Source organism: Halobacillus sp. ABR2_026 (assembly GCF_056158545.1).
On record NZ_JBSWTM010000001.1, the window covers coordinates 3,723,592 to 3,739,093 of the forward strand.

Annotated in this window: 15 protein-coding genes; 2 read left to right on the forward strand and 13 right to left on the reverse strand. The window is 41.2% G+C overall.

The annotated features are described in order from the left end of the window. Nucleotides 1–222 precede the first annotated feature (222 nt). Nucleotides 223–795: a biotin transporter BioY gene (locus ACXADE_RS18890; RefSeq protein ID WP_474981966.1), complete on the forward strand. Its 573-nt coding sequence runs from the start codon at nt 223–225 to the stop codon at nt 793–795. Between the two features lie 168 nt (nt 796–963). Further along, a complete protein-coding gene (locus tag ACXADE_RS18895; RefSeq protein ID WP_474981967.1) occupies nt 964–1,212 on the forward strand; it encodes a DNA alkylation repair protein in 249 nt (82 codons plus the stop codon). A gap of 28 nt (nt 1,213–1,240) precedes the next feature. Here the strand turns inward: ACXADE_RS18895 and ACXADE_RS18900 are convergent, their stop codons facing one another. The 13 genes from ACXADE_RS18900 to ACXADE_RS18960 all read right to left on the reverse strand — a co-directional run bounded on the left by ACXADE_RS18900 (nt 1,241) and on the right by ACXADE_RS18960 (nt 15,419). Next, entirely contained in the window at nt 1,241–2,599 is a 1,359-nt protein-coding gene (locus ACXADE_RS18900) for a hypothetical protein (protein WP_474981968.1), read from the reverse strand. Continuing rightward, nucleotides 2,599–3,291, reverse strand: a complete 693-nt coding sequence (locus ACXADE_RS18905) for an ABC transporter ATP-binding protein (RefSeq protein ID WP_474981969.1) — start codon at nt 3,289–3,291, stop codon at nt 2,599–2,601. Before ACXADE_RS18905 ends, ACXADE_RS18900 begins: the two co-directional genes overlap by 1 nt. 100 nt (nt 3,292–3,391) lie before the next feature. Next, on the reverse strand, nt 3,392–3,988 hold the full coding sequence (locus tag ACXADE_RS18910) for a hypothetical protein (RefSeq protein WP_474981970.1): 597 nt from the start codon (nt 3,986–3,988) through the stop codon (nt 3,392–3,394). A gap of 9 nt (nt 3,989–3,997) precedes the next feature. Continuing rightward, nucleotides 3,998–5,185, reverse strand: a complete 1,188-nt coding sequence (locus ACXADE_RS18915) for an Alp7A family actin-like protein (protein ID WP_474981971.1) — start codon at nt 5,183–5,185, stop codon at nt 3,998–4,000. A gap of 395 nt (nt 5,186–5,580) precedes the next feature. Beyond that, nucleotides 5,581–6,543 (reverse strand): S8 family peptidase, encoded by a 963-nt coding sequence (locus tag ACXADE_RS18920; RefSeq protein ID WP_474981972.1) that lies wholly within the window; start codon nt 6,541–6,543, stop codon nt 5,581–5,583. A gap of 670 nt (nt 6,544–7,213) precedes the next feature. Further along, complete coding sequence (locus tag ACXADE_RS18925) at nt 7,214–8,530, reverse strand: murein hydrolase activator EnvC family protein (RefSeq protein ID WP_474981973.1); 1,317 nt, start codon at nt 8,528–8,530, stop codon at nt 7,214–7,216. Nucleotides 8,531–8,581: 51 nt separating this feature from the next. After that, nucleotides 8,582–9,475, reverse strand: a complete 894-nt coding sequence (gene ftsX, locus ACXADE_RS18930) for a permease-like cell division protein FtsX (protein WP_474981974.1) — start codon at nt 9,473–9,475, stop codon at nt 8,582–8,584. A gap of 474 nt (nt 9,476–9,949) precedes the next feature. Continuing rightward, nucleotides 9,950–10,231 (reverse strand): hypothetical protein, encoded by a 282-nt coding sequence (locus ACXADE_RS18935; RefSeq protein WP_474981975.1) that lies wholly within the window; start codon nt 10,229–10,231, stop codon nt 9,950–9,952. Between the two features lie 59 nt (nt 10,232–10,290). Beyond that, nucleotides 10,291–11,001 carry a cysteate racemase gene (gene cuyB, locus ACXADE_RS18940; RefSeq protein WP_474981976.1) on the reverse strand — a complete coding sequence of 237 codons (711 nt, stop codon included), beginning with the start codon at nt 10,999–11,001 and terminating at the stop codon, nt 10,291–10,293. Nucleotides 11,002–11,045: 44 nt separating this feature from the next. Continuing rightward, nucleotides 11,046–12,593 (reverse strand): Mur ligase family protein, encoded by a 1,548-nt coding sequence (locus ACXADE_RS18945; protein WP_474981977.1) that lies wholly within the window; start codon nt 12,591–12,593, stop codon nt 11,046–11,048. A gap of 122 nt (nt 12,594–12,715) precedes the next feature. Beyond that, nucleotides 12,716–13,906 carry a carboxylate--amine ligase gene (locus ACXADE_RS18950; RefSeq protein ID WP_474981978.1) on the reverse strand — a complete coding sequence of 397 codons (1,191 nt, stop codon included), beginning with the start codon at nt 13,904–13,906 and terminating at the stop codon, nt 12,716–12,718. Nucleotides 13,907–14,207: 301 nt separating this feature from the next. Further along, nucleotides 14,208–14,372, reverse strand: coding sequence for a hypothetical protein (locus tag ACXADE_RS18955; RefSeq protein WP_474981979.1), 165 nt, complete (start codon nt 14,370–14,372; stop codon nt 14,208–14,210). A gap of 252 nt (nt 14,373–14,624) precedes the next feature. After that, the gene (locus ACXADE_RS18960; RefSeq protein WP_474981980.1) at nt 14,625–15,419 is read right to left on the reverse strand and encodes an RDD family protein; all 795 of its coding nucleotides are present in this window, start codon (nt 15,417–15,419) and stop codon (nt 14,625–14,627) included. Between the last annotated feature and the right edge of the window lie 83 nt (nt 15,420–15,502).

Consider the following 15,502-nt stretch of genomic DNA (forward strand, 5'->3'; position numbering starts at 1 on the left):
CTATTTTACCTCATATCAAATCTTTTTTGTACCATCTTACTGATAGTTTAAAAAGTCTGACAGATTGCCATCATCTATATCAATGGTTAGCTGTACAAAAATGAAGCTCAATACCTATAAAGATGACATATTTCCTATAAAAGGAAATTAATAAAAAACACACGCTCCTCTTTTTATGTTAACCTTAAATAAAATATGTTAACAAAAGAGGGGATGCGATTTATGTCTGCACAAAGTGAGAAATTAAGGTTCATCATAAACGGAGCTCTTTTCGCTGCACTGACAGCTATTATGGCTCAAATTGAAATCCCCCTGCCGATTGTACCGATCAGCGGCCAGACATTAGCAGTCGGATTGACAGCTACTATACTTGGAAGCAGACAGGGAGCGGCGGCTATGATTGGATATGCTGCCTTAGGTGCTGTTGGACTTCCGGTATTTGCAGGGTTCAGTGGTGGTGCGCAGGTTTTAGCCGGGCCTACCGGGGGCTATATATTCGGCTTTATCCTTACTGCGTTCATCACGGGGTATATCTTAGAGAAGACGACCTTTCATTTACCGATGGCCATCATAGCGAATGTGATAGGTATGATCATCACATTAATGTGTGGAATGATTCAATTGAAATTCGTACTCGATATGTCCTGGAATCAAGCACTCGCAGCTGGGGTTTATCCTTTTATAGCTGTTGGGCTCATTAAAGCTTTTTTAGCCGCATGGATTGGTATCACCGTAAGAAAGAGACTTATACAAGCAAGATATATAAAGACAGGATCTCGTTCCGTAGCTTCCTGAACCTGTATTTCCGGGGAAATAAGGGATATATAAACATATCACATGTCGCTTTTCCTCATATCACTTGAGTATCCTTATGTGCATGAGGTTCATTCAACACATCGCTTTTTTCATCATTCATTATAATTTAAAGAATTTCGGGGAACTTAATATTGGAGGTGGATGAATATGCAACCGTATTTATGTCCCAATTGTAAAACCAATCGTTCCCGTTTCAATTTAATTGAACAAGAAGCAATAGCTATCAAAATGAATCCTAGAACTGGTGAACATGATGAAACCTATTCTTCGGAAAACATAGACCCGTTCCACATGGCATATAAAGGTCCTCAAATGAAAGTCCAGTGCGGCGCGTGCGGATTAGTTGAAGATGAAAAGTCATTCATCGCATTTGCTGAGCACAACCGCTTGAACTGATCCTCTGACATGAAACAGAGGATCTTTTTTATTCTTTTATTTCTATCGGGGAATGACTGACGTGCTTCAACAGGAATATAGGAAGTCCAAGTAAAACTAATGGCTGATAGATACCTGCTCCTATAAGGATCAGAGAGGCTACTCTTGTCCATTCTTTTTTGTAAAAGTTTTCTTTTTGAACAGTCATCATTCGTTCAGATACGACCTTCGCTAAATCGAAAAAAACAAATATGACCGTAGCCATCACCTGCATCACTATTCCTGCGAATGAAACTTGAAGCAGCACCTGTACCATGATCAAGGTCACAATCATAGGCACGGCCCCTAAATAAGCCCACTGCAAATAGCTCTTTTTACAATCTGTTTCCTCAATAGGTATAGCATGGAAGACATTCTCCACATCAGAAAAAAGTCCACCCGCCACTTCATTGTAAACGGCAATGGCGATTGGGAGTGTAAACATCAACATCCATTCTGCTCGTAATGGGATGACCAGTACAATCAGACAAACCGTTGAAATCGTCTTTAAAACTATATCCATAGACCTTTGGAAGTAGCCCAGCCATATACGTCCGAATAAATGGCTCATCGAATGATGACGTCCTCTTTTCTTTTTCCAAATGGACTTTGTAACCCCATACCTTTTTGGCGGTTTGATATTCACATGTGTGAACTGCCCTACCAGCCACATATTCCAAATTCGTGCGTCATTTATATCTATCATCCTCAACCAGTTCATTTCTACCTTTCTCATAGTTACCCAAAACACGATAACGGTTAAGCCTGCGAAAAGAATGAGGCGCGGGCCTCCATTAATATAAAACAGAGTCATGGCCAATACTGATAGGGGTAATAGAATCTTAACGGCAAGCGAATAAGAAAAGACCTTCCATTGCACCCATAAAGACAACGGATAGCTGAGAATCAGCATAAACACCCATAAAACGGCTGGCTTCCAATCCATCAAAAGATAAGCCGAAGGCAGTGGAATCAGACAGATAATGAATACACGAATCATTGTTTTTTCTACAAATAAATAGCCAATGATTTTATTTCTTGAATGAGGCAACTGCTCCAACTGTAATTCAGATGAACCGAAACGGATGCCTGGGTCTGTAAGGGACGTCATACATCCACTCATTACCGCAATAAAAGGAATAATCAAGACAAACGGGGCAATAAATGTCCCTCTCCCTTCCAATATAGGTAGGAGTTGCTGTAAAAAATCGTAACCTATAAACAAACAAAACATTAAGAATAAGATGCTATAGAACACTAATACAGGATCTACGACAAGATTGTAGGTCCGTTTATACATCTCCATCTTTTTCTGCAGCCTTTTGACCCGGATCCATTTATAGACGTAGTATGTCGTATCCTCAATCATTATGTAGATCTTCTTTCTAATTCGTGAAACTCCGACACTACCCCTGAAGAAGATACTTTGCCTTCAACGAGCATTACGTAACGATCAGCAAGTTCAGATACTTTATCTAATTGGTGTGTGGTCAATACGATACTGCATCCTTCTTCTCTTTTCTTCTGCAATTCACTCTCAAGGAATCGACCAGCATAAACATCCAAACCCATGAAAGGTTCATCAATGAATAATACAGGAACGTCTGGAATCAATGCACAAATCGTTTGAACTTTTTGTCTCATCCCTTTGGATAACGCTTCCGGGTATTCATCCAACTTATCTTTCAGTTCAAATCCTTCAGTGTAGGATTTTACACGGTTTTCAAAAACATCATCTGGAACCGAATAACTTTTTTGATAGAGTTTAAAATGGTGATAGACTGTCAATTCGCTAAACAATAAGGGCTCTTCCGGGATGTAGGTGAAATTCTTTTTATATACTTTATAATTCTTATCCTGGTCTTTAGCTGATATGGATATCGTTCCAGATTTTTTGGCGCGCGAACCAATCATCGTCTTCATCAGAGTCGACTTCCCAGCTCCATTGTGACCGACCAAAGCCATGATCTCATGGCAGTTGACATGGAAGTTGACATCGCTTAAGATCTGCTCTTTCTGTATATCCACATTACATTCAATCACTTCTAAAATGACTGCCATTATCTACACCTCCGGAACTTTAGATTATATACGGTCTCTAAGATCCATTGGTTTCAATATTTTCCAATAAAAATAAGCCCTCTCTGCTTATACGAGGGGCTTACTTATTCATTCTGGATAAAAAATCTCCCAGCAGATCATCATCGGTTTCTTCTTCAACATCTTGTCGTTGTTCCTGAAAGTCCACCTGAAGGTTATCCAGATCCAAGTCATCTAAGTCATCGTCTCCGTCTATCTCCAACGGAGTTTCCGGCAGGACAGCCTTCTCCTTCACGGTTTCGATGTTTGCCTGAGGAGGTGCATCTTCTTCCGAAGCAGCTTCTTCTTGAAGATAGAGAGCATCATCAATGTTATAGGCATTACTGTTCAAAGATGCAAGTAAAGAAGTAGCCCTTACAGGATCCATCATAAGCTGATAGAGAATACTTCCGATTAGAGCTTCCGAGTGTTCATGCTTTATCCAATTTCTCTGTTCTTTCGTTAATGCCTTTGGAAGTGGAATGGTTACCGTTTCTTTATCTTTCGAATGGGACTCGTTGACTCCCTCAAGGACGAACTGTGCTATTTTACTTGAAAAGTTACGACGCTCTTTCTCTTTTAACTGGGACAGCTGCTTTAATAAATGATCCGGTGTATCCGAGGGGATACGAAAAGTAATCGATTGTCCCCTCTCCACACTTTTTCTAGAAGAACTCATCCAATCACCTTATTTAGAGGATCCGGCTTTTTGTTCTACTTTTTTTTCAGACTTGTCCGCAAGCTTGGTGTTCTTACGGATATAGTCAGAAATAAGCTTATAATAAGCATTGGCCATCATCCAAATGCTTTCATTTTCATCCTCAAAAAATTCGATATTAAAGCCGTCCAGTTTATTGTTCAATGTCTTAATGTAGTCTTTCAAGACAGCCGAACCACCACCTACGAAATAGCAGATTTCAGACTGAGAGTTTTTCTGCCATACGTTTCTTAAATAGCGGTATTGTTTCTTTGCAAGCTCCAGTAAGATGCGGTCGGTAATATCATGGACATTCGTACGGCTTCCGCGGACCATGATGTGATGACGATCATTTTTACGGGTGATGATATCGACTACGTCGCGGCGACTGTCGAGTTCAACCCCATGCTTTGTCAGGATTTCATCACGAATCATCTCTAGTGATTCTGATACCCCCAGATTAAAGCCCTGCGCTTTATCATCATCTACATTACGGTTTCTGATGACTGCGATATCAGTTGAAAGACCACCAATGTCCTGAATTAATATCTGTTTATCAACAAGTTCCTTATTTATGATGTTCAGATCATTGTCCATGACCAGGTTCACGTATGCAGCAAATCCCTCTGGATATACCTTCACTTCATCAAATTTAATGTTCACTTTCATCCCTTGGTATTTAGGAGTGACCAAGAATTCCACCTGGTGAACAGAACCAAGAAGCTGGGAGCGGTATCCCACATCTTTTCCTTCTTTCACTTCACGAAGGGGTAATCCTGTACCCAATGTATAATTCGCTTCAATTACATTGTTTTTTGCGGATTGGGCATCTTTCCCTGTTACGGCATCCATGGCAATTGATGCAAACAGCATGATCAACGTTTGATCTTCTTCGGATTTATAACTTCCGGGATCCAACTCTGCAGAGTTTGTTGTTTTCGTAGCTAAGTTTCCCACACGGTAAATCGCATTATTTTCACGCAATGCTGGCGAATGCACTCGAATATGTAAATTATCGAGTGGATCCTTATCGTCTAAATCCTCAATTCCGATGACTGGACGATCCTCAAGGTCTCTAGCGACCACATTCGGTATATACAATGAAGATTCCAATTTCCCAAAGTTCGCCTTTACGGCATCATTTCCAACATCAACAGCTGCAATTCTTGAATTTGTCATTACACAGCTCTCCTTTTATATTACCTAGATTTGACCTCTCCTTGTTCTTAATCTATTAAACTATCAGAAAATAGTCAATGCGCCTTTTTTCGTGTTCATAAATGCACACTTGCACACATAATTGTATACATGAATACAAACAAGCAAACAAGTCGTCATCATAGCATGTGTACAAGATTGATTACATGCACACGAAAAAGAAAACATCATGTTTACAATTTTGTGTACATGCAATCATAATTGTAAACATGAATTCGTTTTTGTATTCAAAGCACAATATAACACTATATTACAATCAATAACACAAAAACATGGACTTAGTTTATCCTGCAATTTCTAGACCCTGGGCTGATTTGCATAAAAAAAGAGAGGCAAGGGCGCCTCTCTTTTTTAAACTAATTGATATAGGTACTGAATAAATCTTCGAGTTTTTTAGTAAGCGCAAGGGTCATTAACCCATTACCTTCAGCAACTTTCGAGTGTCCTAGAGGGGTTGTTCGCTTGATAAGTTGAGAAAAGATTTCCGATTCAGACATTTGCCTTTGAAACTGCCTTTCCACCAACGGAATGATTAAAGCAAGACCACCAGAAACATGAGGGGTTGCCATAGAAGTCCCTGATAAACGAGCATATTTTCCTTCTAAATAGGTAGAAAGAATATTAACTCCTGGGGCTACGAGATCAATTTGGTCGTTCGTGTTAGTGAAAGAAGCCAAAAGTCTATTTTCATCTACAGCTCCTACTTGAATGACCTCATTGTACGCACCGGGATATGCATATTCCATCGTATCTTCCCTCCCATCGCCTTCATTACCCGCTGCACAAACAACAGATACTCCTTCAGCAATGGCTTTTAAAATAGATTGGCGAAGTTCAGGTGTATCCTCAGGACCTCCAAGGGACATGGAGATGACACGGACACGTTCGTTATTCTCCCCTCTCCATTGAACCGCATAATCGATTGCGTCCGTTATCCATTCATATTTCCCGTTTCCTTCCTCTGAGAGCACCTTAAGGATGAGCAACTTAGCCTGGGGAGCTACTCCTACTACTCCCTCTCCATTTTCTACAGCAGCTATCGTCCCAGCCACGTGAGTCCCATGACCATTATTATCTTCATAATTACTCGAATCTCCATCATGATCGTCCGTGAAGTTTCTCCCCCCTATAATTTGACCTTGCAGGTCAGGGTGATCCTTCTGACAGCCCGTATCAATCACGGCTATGACACTACTATCCCCCTGCTGAGTATCTTCCCATAGACTTTGAGCCTCTACCATATGCACACCTTTTGGCACTTCCTTTGTCGTATCCAGAATCGCATCCATTCTGTAAGGAATAAGCTTCATTCGGTTCATCATCTTCCTCCTTCATTATAGAGCTGTGGAAGACTGATCTTGTTGAAATGGTAATTCTTACACAATTATAACACCGACCATTATATAGGTTCATCCTAAATCTTTGGAGAAATAAAGGAATAAAATACTAGAAAGGTATCAACATCATAAATGCAGCTTGTAAGTCCTCATTAATCCTGTATAATTTAAAGAAACATTCTATATAAAGAACAACTTCATACATAGAGGAGGAGATTATGTTGATAAAGAAAATATGCACCAAGTGCTATAGAACTTCTTACAGCAGCAGTCCAGCTTGGAAATGCCCTGTTTGCACCGAAGACCTTTCACATCTCCCTCATTTACCAATCAAGCCTCAAGCGTTCCAAACATCTAAAAAGAAAGCGATTCATATGTATGAAAAAAGTACGGGAAACCTATAGAGAAAATCAGAGTCTTTATCATCACAGCGCATGCGATTGTCCACATGTGTATAAGTGGGAGTTTGTGACTACTGTGATATAATTTCATCCACAAGGGGCTCCTTTCTGAGAAACAGTACTGCATGTGCATCTAAGGTTTTTTCCCCCTGTGTTTGCCTTAAATCAGTTGAGCGTTAAATAGAAAAATTGGAAACAAAAAAAGAGAGGAAATCTCGAAGATTTCCTCTCTTTTTATTCCCCTCATCTAATTAAGGCAAGTATTTACGCGGGTTTACAGAGTTTGAACGAGCACCATTCCAGCTTCCTTCATGAATCTCAAAGTGAAGGTGCTGACCTGTAGATGCTCCTGTGCTTCCCATATTACCAAGGAATTGACCTCGTGAAACAGATTGGCCTGCGGATACGGCAGGTGCACTTCTCATATGAGCATAAACCGTCGTGAATGTCTGTCCGTTGATTCGGTGAGAAATCATAACAACATTTCCATAGCTTGTGGAATAGTTAGCTCGAATGACGGTACCGTCCGCAGCGGCACGAATTGGAATCGTACCTCCTCCTGCTAAATCAATCCCGGAGTGAAGTTTTGGCTCGCCTGTAATTGGGTGGATACGGTTCCGATCAAATTCAGATGACACCCCAGCGCTTGCCGGCCAACTGAACAGAGATCCACTACTGTTACTAGACGTTTGACTGGAAGAGTCTGAAGATGAAGAAGTATTATTGCTTCCTGTATTCGAAGCTTGTGCTTTCTTAGCAGCTTCTGCTTTCTTTCTGGCTTCTTCTTCGGCTTTTCTTTTTCTTTCAGCTTCACGTTCAATTTCTTTTTGGATGGCTGCTTCTTGCGCGGCAAGGGTTTCCTGCTCTTCTTCTATATCAACCACGTGGTTGTGTGCAAGCTCTTCATCACGCTCAAGACTTTCCATCAATTCATTTTTCTTTTGTTTCTTTTGATCAAGTTCTTGTTTCAAAGTTTCTAATTCTTGTAGCTTTTGTTCAAGGTCTGCTAGTTTGGATTCAACTTCAGCCTTTTTCTTTTCAACTTCTTCTTTGTCAGCTTTATGCTGCTCAAGAATTTCTTTATCTTGTGACGCAATTGTGTTCAAGCTCATTACGCGTTCCAGGAAGTTTCCGAAACTTTCTGCTCCCATGAGAACATCAAGGTAATCAATGGCTCCCCCATTTTGGTGCATGGACTTCACGCGGTCTTTTAGTAGTTCATCGCGTTCAGCAATTCGCTTTTCAAGCTCAGCAATGTCTGCTTTCAATTGTTCAATATTTTCTCTAGTATTTGCAATTTCACTTTCTTTTGCTTCAATCTTATCCATCGCTTCCATGACCTGCTTGTCCAATTGAGCGATTTCAGCATTTACTTCTTCCTGCTGTTCTTGAAGATTTTCAATTTCTTCCTGTTTTTCCTGTTTTTCTTTTTCAATTTCAGATTGTTTTGCACGGTTTTCCTCTAGTTTATCCTGGTTCGTTTCAGCGTTGATTGTAGTGGAATAGAGTGGAAAACCGGATAGAATAAGACTGACGGTCAGAGCGGCTGTTAAAACTCTCAACTTCAAACTTTCTTCCTCCCCCGAATCCTTACCTTTTTATTTGGCAGATCAATAAATTTAAACTTTTAAATACTTTCGAATAGACGTAAAGCTTCCCCACAAACCAATGACAATTCCCATTAAGACCAGTAGTGCAGACACTTTCAGCACGAATGGATAAACAGGAAGCAATTCAATAAACAATGTTGGATACCTTGTAGTTACTTCTGTATACAAATAATCATAACCGAATACGACGACAGCAATCGGCAGCAGTGATCCAAGAATTCCGATCAGCAGACCTTCAAAAAGAAACGGCCAACGGATAAACCAATTGGTTGCTCCCACCATTTTCATGATTTCAATTTCTCTCTTCCGGGCAACAATCGTAATTCGAATCGTATTAGCAATCAGGAACATAGCCGTAAATAGGAGTCCTGCAATAATAGCGAGTCCAACGTTCCTAGCCATGTCCATGACATTAAAGAGGCGTTCGACCGTTTCTTTTGCATATTCGACTTTGTCGACACTGTTGAACTTTTCAATCTTCTCTGCAACTGTAATGGTGTCTTCAGGGTTGTCCGTTTTAACGATGTACACATCATTCAAAGGATTCTCATCTTTCAAGGATTCAAATACCTCACCATCGTCCCCGAGACTGTCAATCAGCTGTGTTAGTCCTTCTTCCTTGGACTGAAATTCTACAGTAGACACATCAGAAAGCTCTTCTATTTTGCCTTTCAAGGCATCACGGCTTGCATCTTCTGCCGTTCGATCGATAAAGACGCGTACTTCCACATCTTCTTCAATCTGTGTTCCAATATCATTCAAGTTCAAAAGTAATGTGGCGAACACCCCAACAAGCAGCAAGGTAACTGTCACAGCTGATATAGAAGCTATCGACATCCACCTGTTTCTTGATAGGTTTTTCACGCCTTCTTTTCCGTGGCGACCAAATGTTTTAAATTTCATAATGCTGGTCACCCCATATATTCCGTTCAATCTTCCTATTGGTTGGAACGGAAACCCTCAGAACATAAGGTGCTGGACTGCGGTGATGCAGATCGAACAATTTATATCACTTCCTACTAAACTCTCATTTTGTATATCTATGATGTCTGTTTTTATGTACTTTTTTATCTGTTTCATTTACCTTTCTCATTATATCAAAGTTATTCGCTAAATAAAGACAAATTATTATTACATTTATGTTTCAGAACGTAACATATCAATGGGAAACCTACATTTCCCTTCGACAAATTTTGATGAAACTTCCTACCTTTCAAGGATAAAAGTCATGGGTTCATAGTACCGCGACACCGTTTGAAATTAGGATGATACAGATTCAATAGAGGGACTTTTACATTGAGTATATAGCGAGCACCTTCAGCCCTAAAAAATATCACGAAAAAAGACAACCCTAAGGGTTGCCATGGAAACGCATATTTATCTTTTCATTTTTTTCAAAGCTTCCAATTCGCGCTTCAAACGGATGTTTTCCTGACGAATACCCTCCAAGGTCTGAGGTTTACTTTTCTCCGGTGACAGTTGGATTTCATACCAGGATTTTTTTAAGGCATCATTCACCTCACTGGTTCTTTTTATGAGGGCTGAGGGGTATTGGGCTTTCAAGTGTGAAACTTCTTTTTCAGAAAGCCTTAACTCTCTGAAGGTCACTCCCTCTTTGAAAGACTCTGACAAAAATTGTTCGAACCCGCTCTCGGCCATGGAAAGCATCCCTCCTGAAAATTCGTTCTTGTAACAAATATAAGAAGAGGGAACACGTTTCATGACTTTTGATAAACAGATTCTTTAACGACGACGTTGGCTACGACTTCCATTGGATCCATTAAAGGAACAGGGAGGTGATAAGGCTTCAATACAAGGCCGATTTCCGTACACCCTGAGATAATAACATCCGCCCCACGATCCAGAAGTTCCTCGGATGCCTCTTTCAATAATTGCAGAGGTTCTCCATCTGTGTTTCCACTTTTAATTCCATTTTCACCATAGATCGCTCTCATCACTTTTTCATTCTGAGTATATGGGGAAGGTTCCATGACTTCCAAGTGATTGAAATACTTTTTGAACAATCCGGTTTCCAACGTACCTGTAGTAGCCAGCACACCGATTTTCCGGACGGTCGGGTAATGGTCTTGAATGAACTTCTTCAACTCGAGAAATGCATTCAATAACGGGAAGGAAACGGACTTTTGGACTTCTTCAATGAAATAATGGGCAGTCATACATGGGATACAAGCGACATCAACGTCCAGCTTCTCTAAATTCTTTGCCGCATGGACCATTTCAGGCACTGGATTCTCGCCTCGTCCAGCGATCGCTTCTGTCCGGTCAGGGATTTTTGCATTGCTGTCAATGATCACCCGATAATGCTCTTGATCTTTGCTTGCGTTCGTCGCTCGTATAATTTTCATATAACATTCGGCTGTTGCTTCAGGCCCCATCCCCCCGAGTATGCCGATAATTTTATCATTCACTGTTATGCCTCCTAACGAAAGACCGGGCTCTGCTGTATCAATTCTCAAAGGATCCCTGCAACTCTGTTCTTCAATGGCTTGAACAATTTTTCTTCATCCATATCCGGACGATTTCTATTTAACTGCTCTAAAGCAATTTTTGCACCGGGGTCCATGCCCTGGCATCCCGCCAAAAGGACAACATCATCTTGTTCAGCTTCCGAAAGAGCATGATGAATGGCATCATCCAGCTCTTTATATAAATGAACATGGATACCTGCTTCATCCATCATCTCTTGGAAAACTCGGAGTTCTTCATCCGTCACCCGGTCTTTTTCATCCACGTGGGAATGGCTTACAGTAGCAATTACTTCTGTCAATCCTAATTTAGGGGCCCATTCCACGATGGCCTTTGCATTTTCTTTGTTGACGGTTATTCCCCGGCTTCCACGAATCGCATATACAAGCTTAAGACTCGAGTAGTCCATTTGCTGAAGAGTGTTCAACGTAACATTGATATTTCCGTAGTTGGCGAAATGGTCATCCAAAATTTTAATATCATCCTCGAATACCATCTCAAAACGACGCTCGACGCCGCCGAACGCTTTTAAGCCTGCCTGAATAGTTGGAATCGGTACCTCATTCAGCAACCCTGCGATAATCGCAACCATGGAGTTGTAAACAGAATGATAGCCCGGTGTAGACAACTCTATAGAGAATTCCTGAGGCTTATAGGTTGTCCCTTCCACAGTGAATGGTTTACGAATTTCAACGGTGAATTTCGCACGTCCGGTAGACAAATCCAAGTCTTTACATATCAAGTCTCCATCTGAAGTTTCTACGCTGAACGTCAGTAGATTAGCTTCTGTTTCATCGATTAATGATGCGGAGTAGGGATCATCCAAGTTGAGGATTGCCCACTTCCCTTTTCCGGCTTCCCGGATCAGACTTGCTTTACTATTGAAGTACTCTTCAAAAGAACCATGAAGATCTATGTGCTCACGGCTGATGTTGTTTAATGTAACAATATCAAAGTCCACACTTCCGACTCTGCTCAAATCTAGAGCTGAAGAAGAAACTTCCATGGTGACGTGGGAGACGTCCTGATCCCTCATTTGCGCAAAATAATGATGCAGATCCAATGATTCAGGTGTCGTCAGCTTTGTAGGTTCGGAGTAGTCCCCGAATTTAACCACGACTGTACCTATCAAGCCTGTTTTAAGCCCATGTTCTTCAAGAATGGCATCCGTCATAAAGGAAGTGGATGTCTTACCGTTCGTCGCTGTAATTCCAATGGTTTTCATAGCCTTAGATGGGTGATGGTAATAAGCATCACTCAGTGCTGCAAGGGCACGGCGGCTGTCTTTTACACGATATTGCGGAAGACCATCCCACCCAGGCTGGTAATCTTCAACTATAATGGCAGACGCTCCATTTTCCAAAGCATCCGCAATATAGCGGTGACCATCTGTCTTAAAGCCTTTGATACAAACGAACACATCTCCTTGTTCGACATTTCTTGAATTGTATGCGAGTCCACGGACGTCCAGTTCCTTATCATTCCATGACTCAAGTACATCGATGAATGATAGTAATTTTTTCAACTTAGCCATTCTTATCTACCTTCCCTGCATTGTTTTTGCCTTGTCCATTGAATGCTCTGTCGTTCCATTCATATGGTTCACTTATTGGTTAGCATTTCCTATGATCCATTAACTATATTCTAAATAAGGAATTATCTGTTTTTCTTCGTAACCTTATCCACGACTAAACCAGCAAGCTTCTTCCCGAATGTAAAAGCCGGTTTTGGATCTTTAGGATCCCAAATCGCATGAGCTTTAGGTCTGAAATAGGATTTCAGAACTTTTTGCGGCGAAAGCTGACCGGTTTTAATATATTCCCTTACTGCCAGAAGGTCTTCATAGGCATACCAGAACACAATGTTCTGATCCTCTTCAACCGCTTTCGGTGTGACAGGGTCCCCGATCAGTTCACGGTAGGTAATATAAGGAATATTAATGCCTGTTTTCTGCAATAGGTGATTCAAGTTTGTAATCCGCACATTAATTTCAATTAAATAATACGTGCCTGTTTCGGCATCTTTTTTGAATTCAATCTCCGCGAATCCTTTGTAACCGATCCCTTCCAAAAATTTCGCCCCCAAATCGTAGAGCTCGGGTACGTATTTTTGCTGCGTGTAAACAGACGCTCCATAGTTTACAGGGAATTGACGGAGTTTTTGACACGTCACCCAGTGTGTCACTTTAGATCGTTGATCCAAGTACGCATCAAACGTGTACATATGATCGTCAAAACCAGGAATAATGCGCTGGACAATCACTTCGATATCCGCTTCTTTCGCCTGCTCCACTTTCTCTATTAATTCTTCTTTATTGTGAACTTTGAAGAGCTTTCTTCTGAACTTGGACACAAAAGCGGGGGAGTCCACCGGCTTTACAAGACAAGGGTATTTGATCTCCTCTTCCACTCTGTCCACAAGGTTCTCATCGTCCACCTGTACGGTTTCAGGAACAGCTACACCGTGCTGGGAAGCCAATGTGTGCAGAGTACCTTTGTCCATTATCTTAGTATATAATCCCTGCTCTGTTTGAGGAATGAGGAAATGTTCCTTTAATTCTGGAAGATATTTATCTACGAATTCTACGTACGGATCAGCTGTCGGGATCAGTACAGGTGCAAGCTCCTGCTGTTTCGCATAGTCGATCAAGAAAGATTTCAAACCTTCAGGGTCTTCTTTATAATGAGGTCCGATTAATGCTTCTGTACAGTATTTGGACTCGAGGCCGTAGGCGCCTTCCCAGGCATAGTCAACCGCTGCCACATGAACATCATGAATCCCGAGACACCTGATCGTGCTCAGTCCAATATAATAATTCGCTCCTAAAACAACCGCTTTATTCGCCATGAGATATCCCCTTTTCCATCTATTGGATTGTGCTTGAAATTTATAATACACGCTATTATTTTGGTGGTTTTCTTTCTATATGTAAACATAACTATTTTACCACAAACAGGAACCTAACAAAACGTAAACCCCCGCCCTCAACCTAAGTACCCATCACCATTCCAATAACAGCGGTATCGTTACTGTAAGATGAAAGCCTTGGATCCTTGCCATGGTAAGAGCGGGTACGGTCGGGAGGCGGTGATTTTGATTAAAAAGAAAGTGACTCCACTTAACTAGGAGCCACTTTCTTTTAAAGCATTTATTTGAACGACTGGTGGCTGAAATCGACTTCAGCAGGAACCTGGTCTTGTTGAATCGTAGGATTCTGGATTTTCTTGTAGCGACGGGCAACTTTATCAACGGCATATAATACAAGGAACGTAAGCAGAACGGTTAACGACAATACATAAAGAGATGTAAGCATAAGCTGCAATCCCCTTTCCTTTTTTCTATAATTCAGGTAGGAACAAACATAACCTTCCCCTGTGGACCAGCCCGTTTATTCGCCTGTATTTTATTAAATCCTAGTATATAATACCAAATTCTACACTGAAGTAAATATATATTTTAAAATTCTTTTAAATCCGTCAAAATCCTCAGCTATTCCTTTATGTATTCCCCTTGAACTTCTCCATAAAAAGATAAAAAGCTGCTTCGTTACAAAGCAGCTTTTCCATTACCATTCAATCTCCCAATCTTCTTTTAACACTCCATAAGCGGCATATAACCTGTCAGCGAGCTTTTCTTCACTCTGCGCACCATCATCTAAACCAAGCTTCGGGAGCAGAATTTTGGCTACCTCATGAGTCATGTCTGATTTCTCCGTCGGTGGTAAAGACGGATATCGTTGGACATACGTTTTCAAGAGATTCCAATCTCTTGAGGTCACACGCTGCCTCTCCCATTCCCCTATGGTTAACTGCCCTTTCTCCAATCCCCGATGTTCCCATTCGCGTTCTTCAGCAGGTCGCTTCTTCTTGGTCCGTTGTTTCTTTCGTTCATGTATCACAATTGTCCCACCTACGAGGTCTCCGAGTCTTTTGTGCTGGGGATGGAAGAAAACCATCAGCATCCCAAATAAATAATAGAAGGGAAGCATGTCGATGATCCTTATTAAATTGCGGATCAATATCGATAAGGCCGTCGCTTTTCCTCCGTCCTCCTTCACAACCCGAAGCCCGAGCATCATCTTACCTAAGGTTTTACCCCCGCTGAACCATTCGAATAAGAAGAAATATCCCCACTGGATCGCGAACATGAGGAGAATGACGAAAGCAATCAGCCATCCTCTTCCCTCCACCATAAATTCCAGGTGATTCTCTGAAATTAGGAGGAGCGCGACTATTCCGATGTAAAATAATCCTAATAAGAGCGAATCTACGATCTGTGCAGCCCCTCTGCTTCCTAAACCAGCAGGTTGAAAGTGTAGGGTCACATGTTCCGGTGTCTTCACTTCTACTCTCTCCTGCATCTTATCCCTCCTCGTTTATGGGTTTCCATATGTCCGTTGTTTTTCTATAATAGAAATAGAATGTAAAAAATTCCCGTATTGCA

What these genes read in the sequence shown, in the direction of transcription:
- ftsX (WP_474981974.1), bottom strand. Translation starts at nt 9,475, where the DNA reads ATGAAATTTAAAACATTTGGTCGCCACGGAAAAGAAGGCGTGAAAAAC.
- ACXADE_RS18935 (WP_474981975.1), bottom strand. Translation starts at nt 10,231, where the DNA reads ATGGCCGAGAGCGGGTTCGAACAATTTTTGTCAGAGTCTTTCAAAGAG.
- ACXADE_RS18955 (WP_474981979.1), bottom strand. Translation starts at nt 14,372, where the DNA reads ATGCTTACATCTCTTTATGTATTGTCGTTAACCGTTCTGCTTACGTTC.
- ACXADE_RS18890 (WP_474981966.1), top strand. Translation starts at nt 223, where the DNA reads ATGTCTGCACAAAGTGAGAAATTAAGGTTCATCATAAACGGAGCTCTT.
- ACXADE_RS18960 (WP_474981980.1), bottom strand. Translation starts at nt 15,419, where the DNA reads ATGCAGGAGAGAGTAGAAGTGAAGACACCGGAACATGTGACCCTACAC.
- ACXADE_RS18920 (WP_474981972.1), bottom strand. Translation starts at nt 6,543, where the DNA reads ATGAACCGAATGAAGCTTATTCCTTACAGAATGGATGCGATTCTGGAT.
- ACXADE_RS18895 (WP_474981967.1), top strand. Translation starts at nt 964, where the DNA reads ATGCAACCGTATTTATGTCCCAATTGTAAAACCAATCGTTCCCGTTTC.
- ACXADE_RS18905 (WP_474981969.1), bottom strand. Translation starts at nt 3,291, where the DNA reads ATGGCAGTCATTTTAGAAGTGATTGAATGTAATGTGGATATACAGAAA.
- ACXADE_RS18900 (WP_474981968.1), bottom strand. Translation starts at nt 2,599, where the DNA reads ATGATTGAGGATACGACATACTACGTCTATAAATGGATCCGGGTCAAA.
- ACXADE_RS18950 (WP_474981978.1), bottom strand. Translation starts at nt 13,906, where the DNA reads ATGGCGAATAAAGCGGTTGTTTTAGGAGCGAATTATTATATTGGACTG.
- ACXADE_RS18915 (WP_474981971.1), bottom strand. Translation starts at nt 5,185, where the DNA reads ATGACAAATTCAAGAATTGCAGCTGTTGATGTTGGAAATGATGCCGTA.
- ACXADE_RS18910 (WP_474981970.1), bottom strand. Translation starts at nt 3,988, where the DNA reads ATGAGTTCTTCTAGAAAAAGTGTGGAGAGGGGACAATCGATTACTTTT.
- ACXADE_RS18945 (WP_474981977.1), bottom strand. Translation starts at nt 12,593, where the DNA reads ATGGCTAAGTTGAAAAAATTACTATCATTCATCGATGTACTTGAGTCA.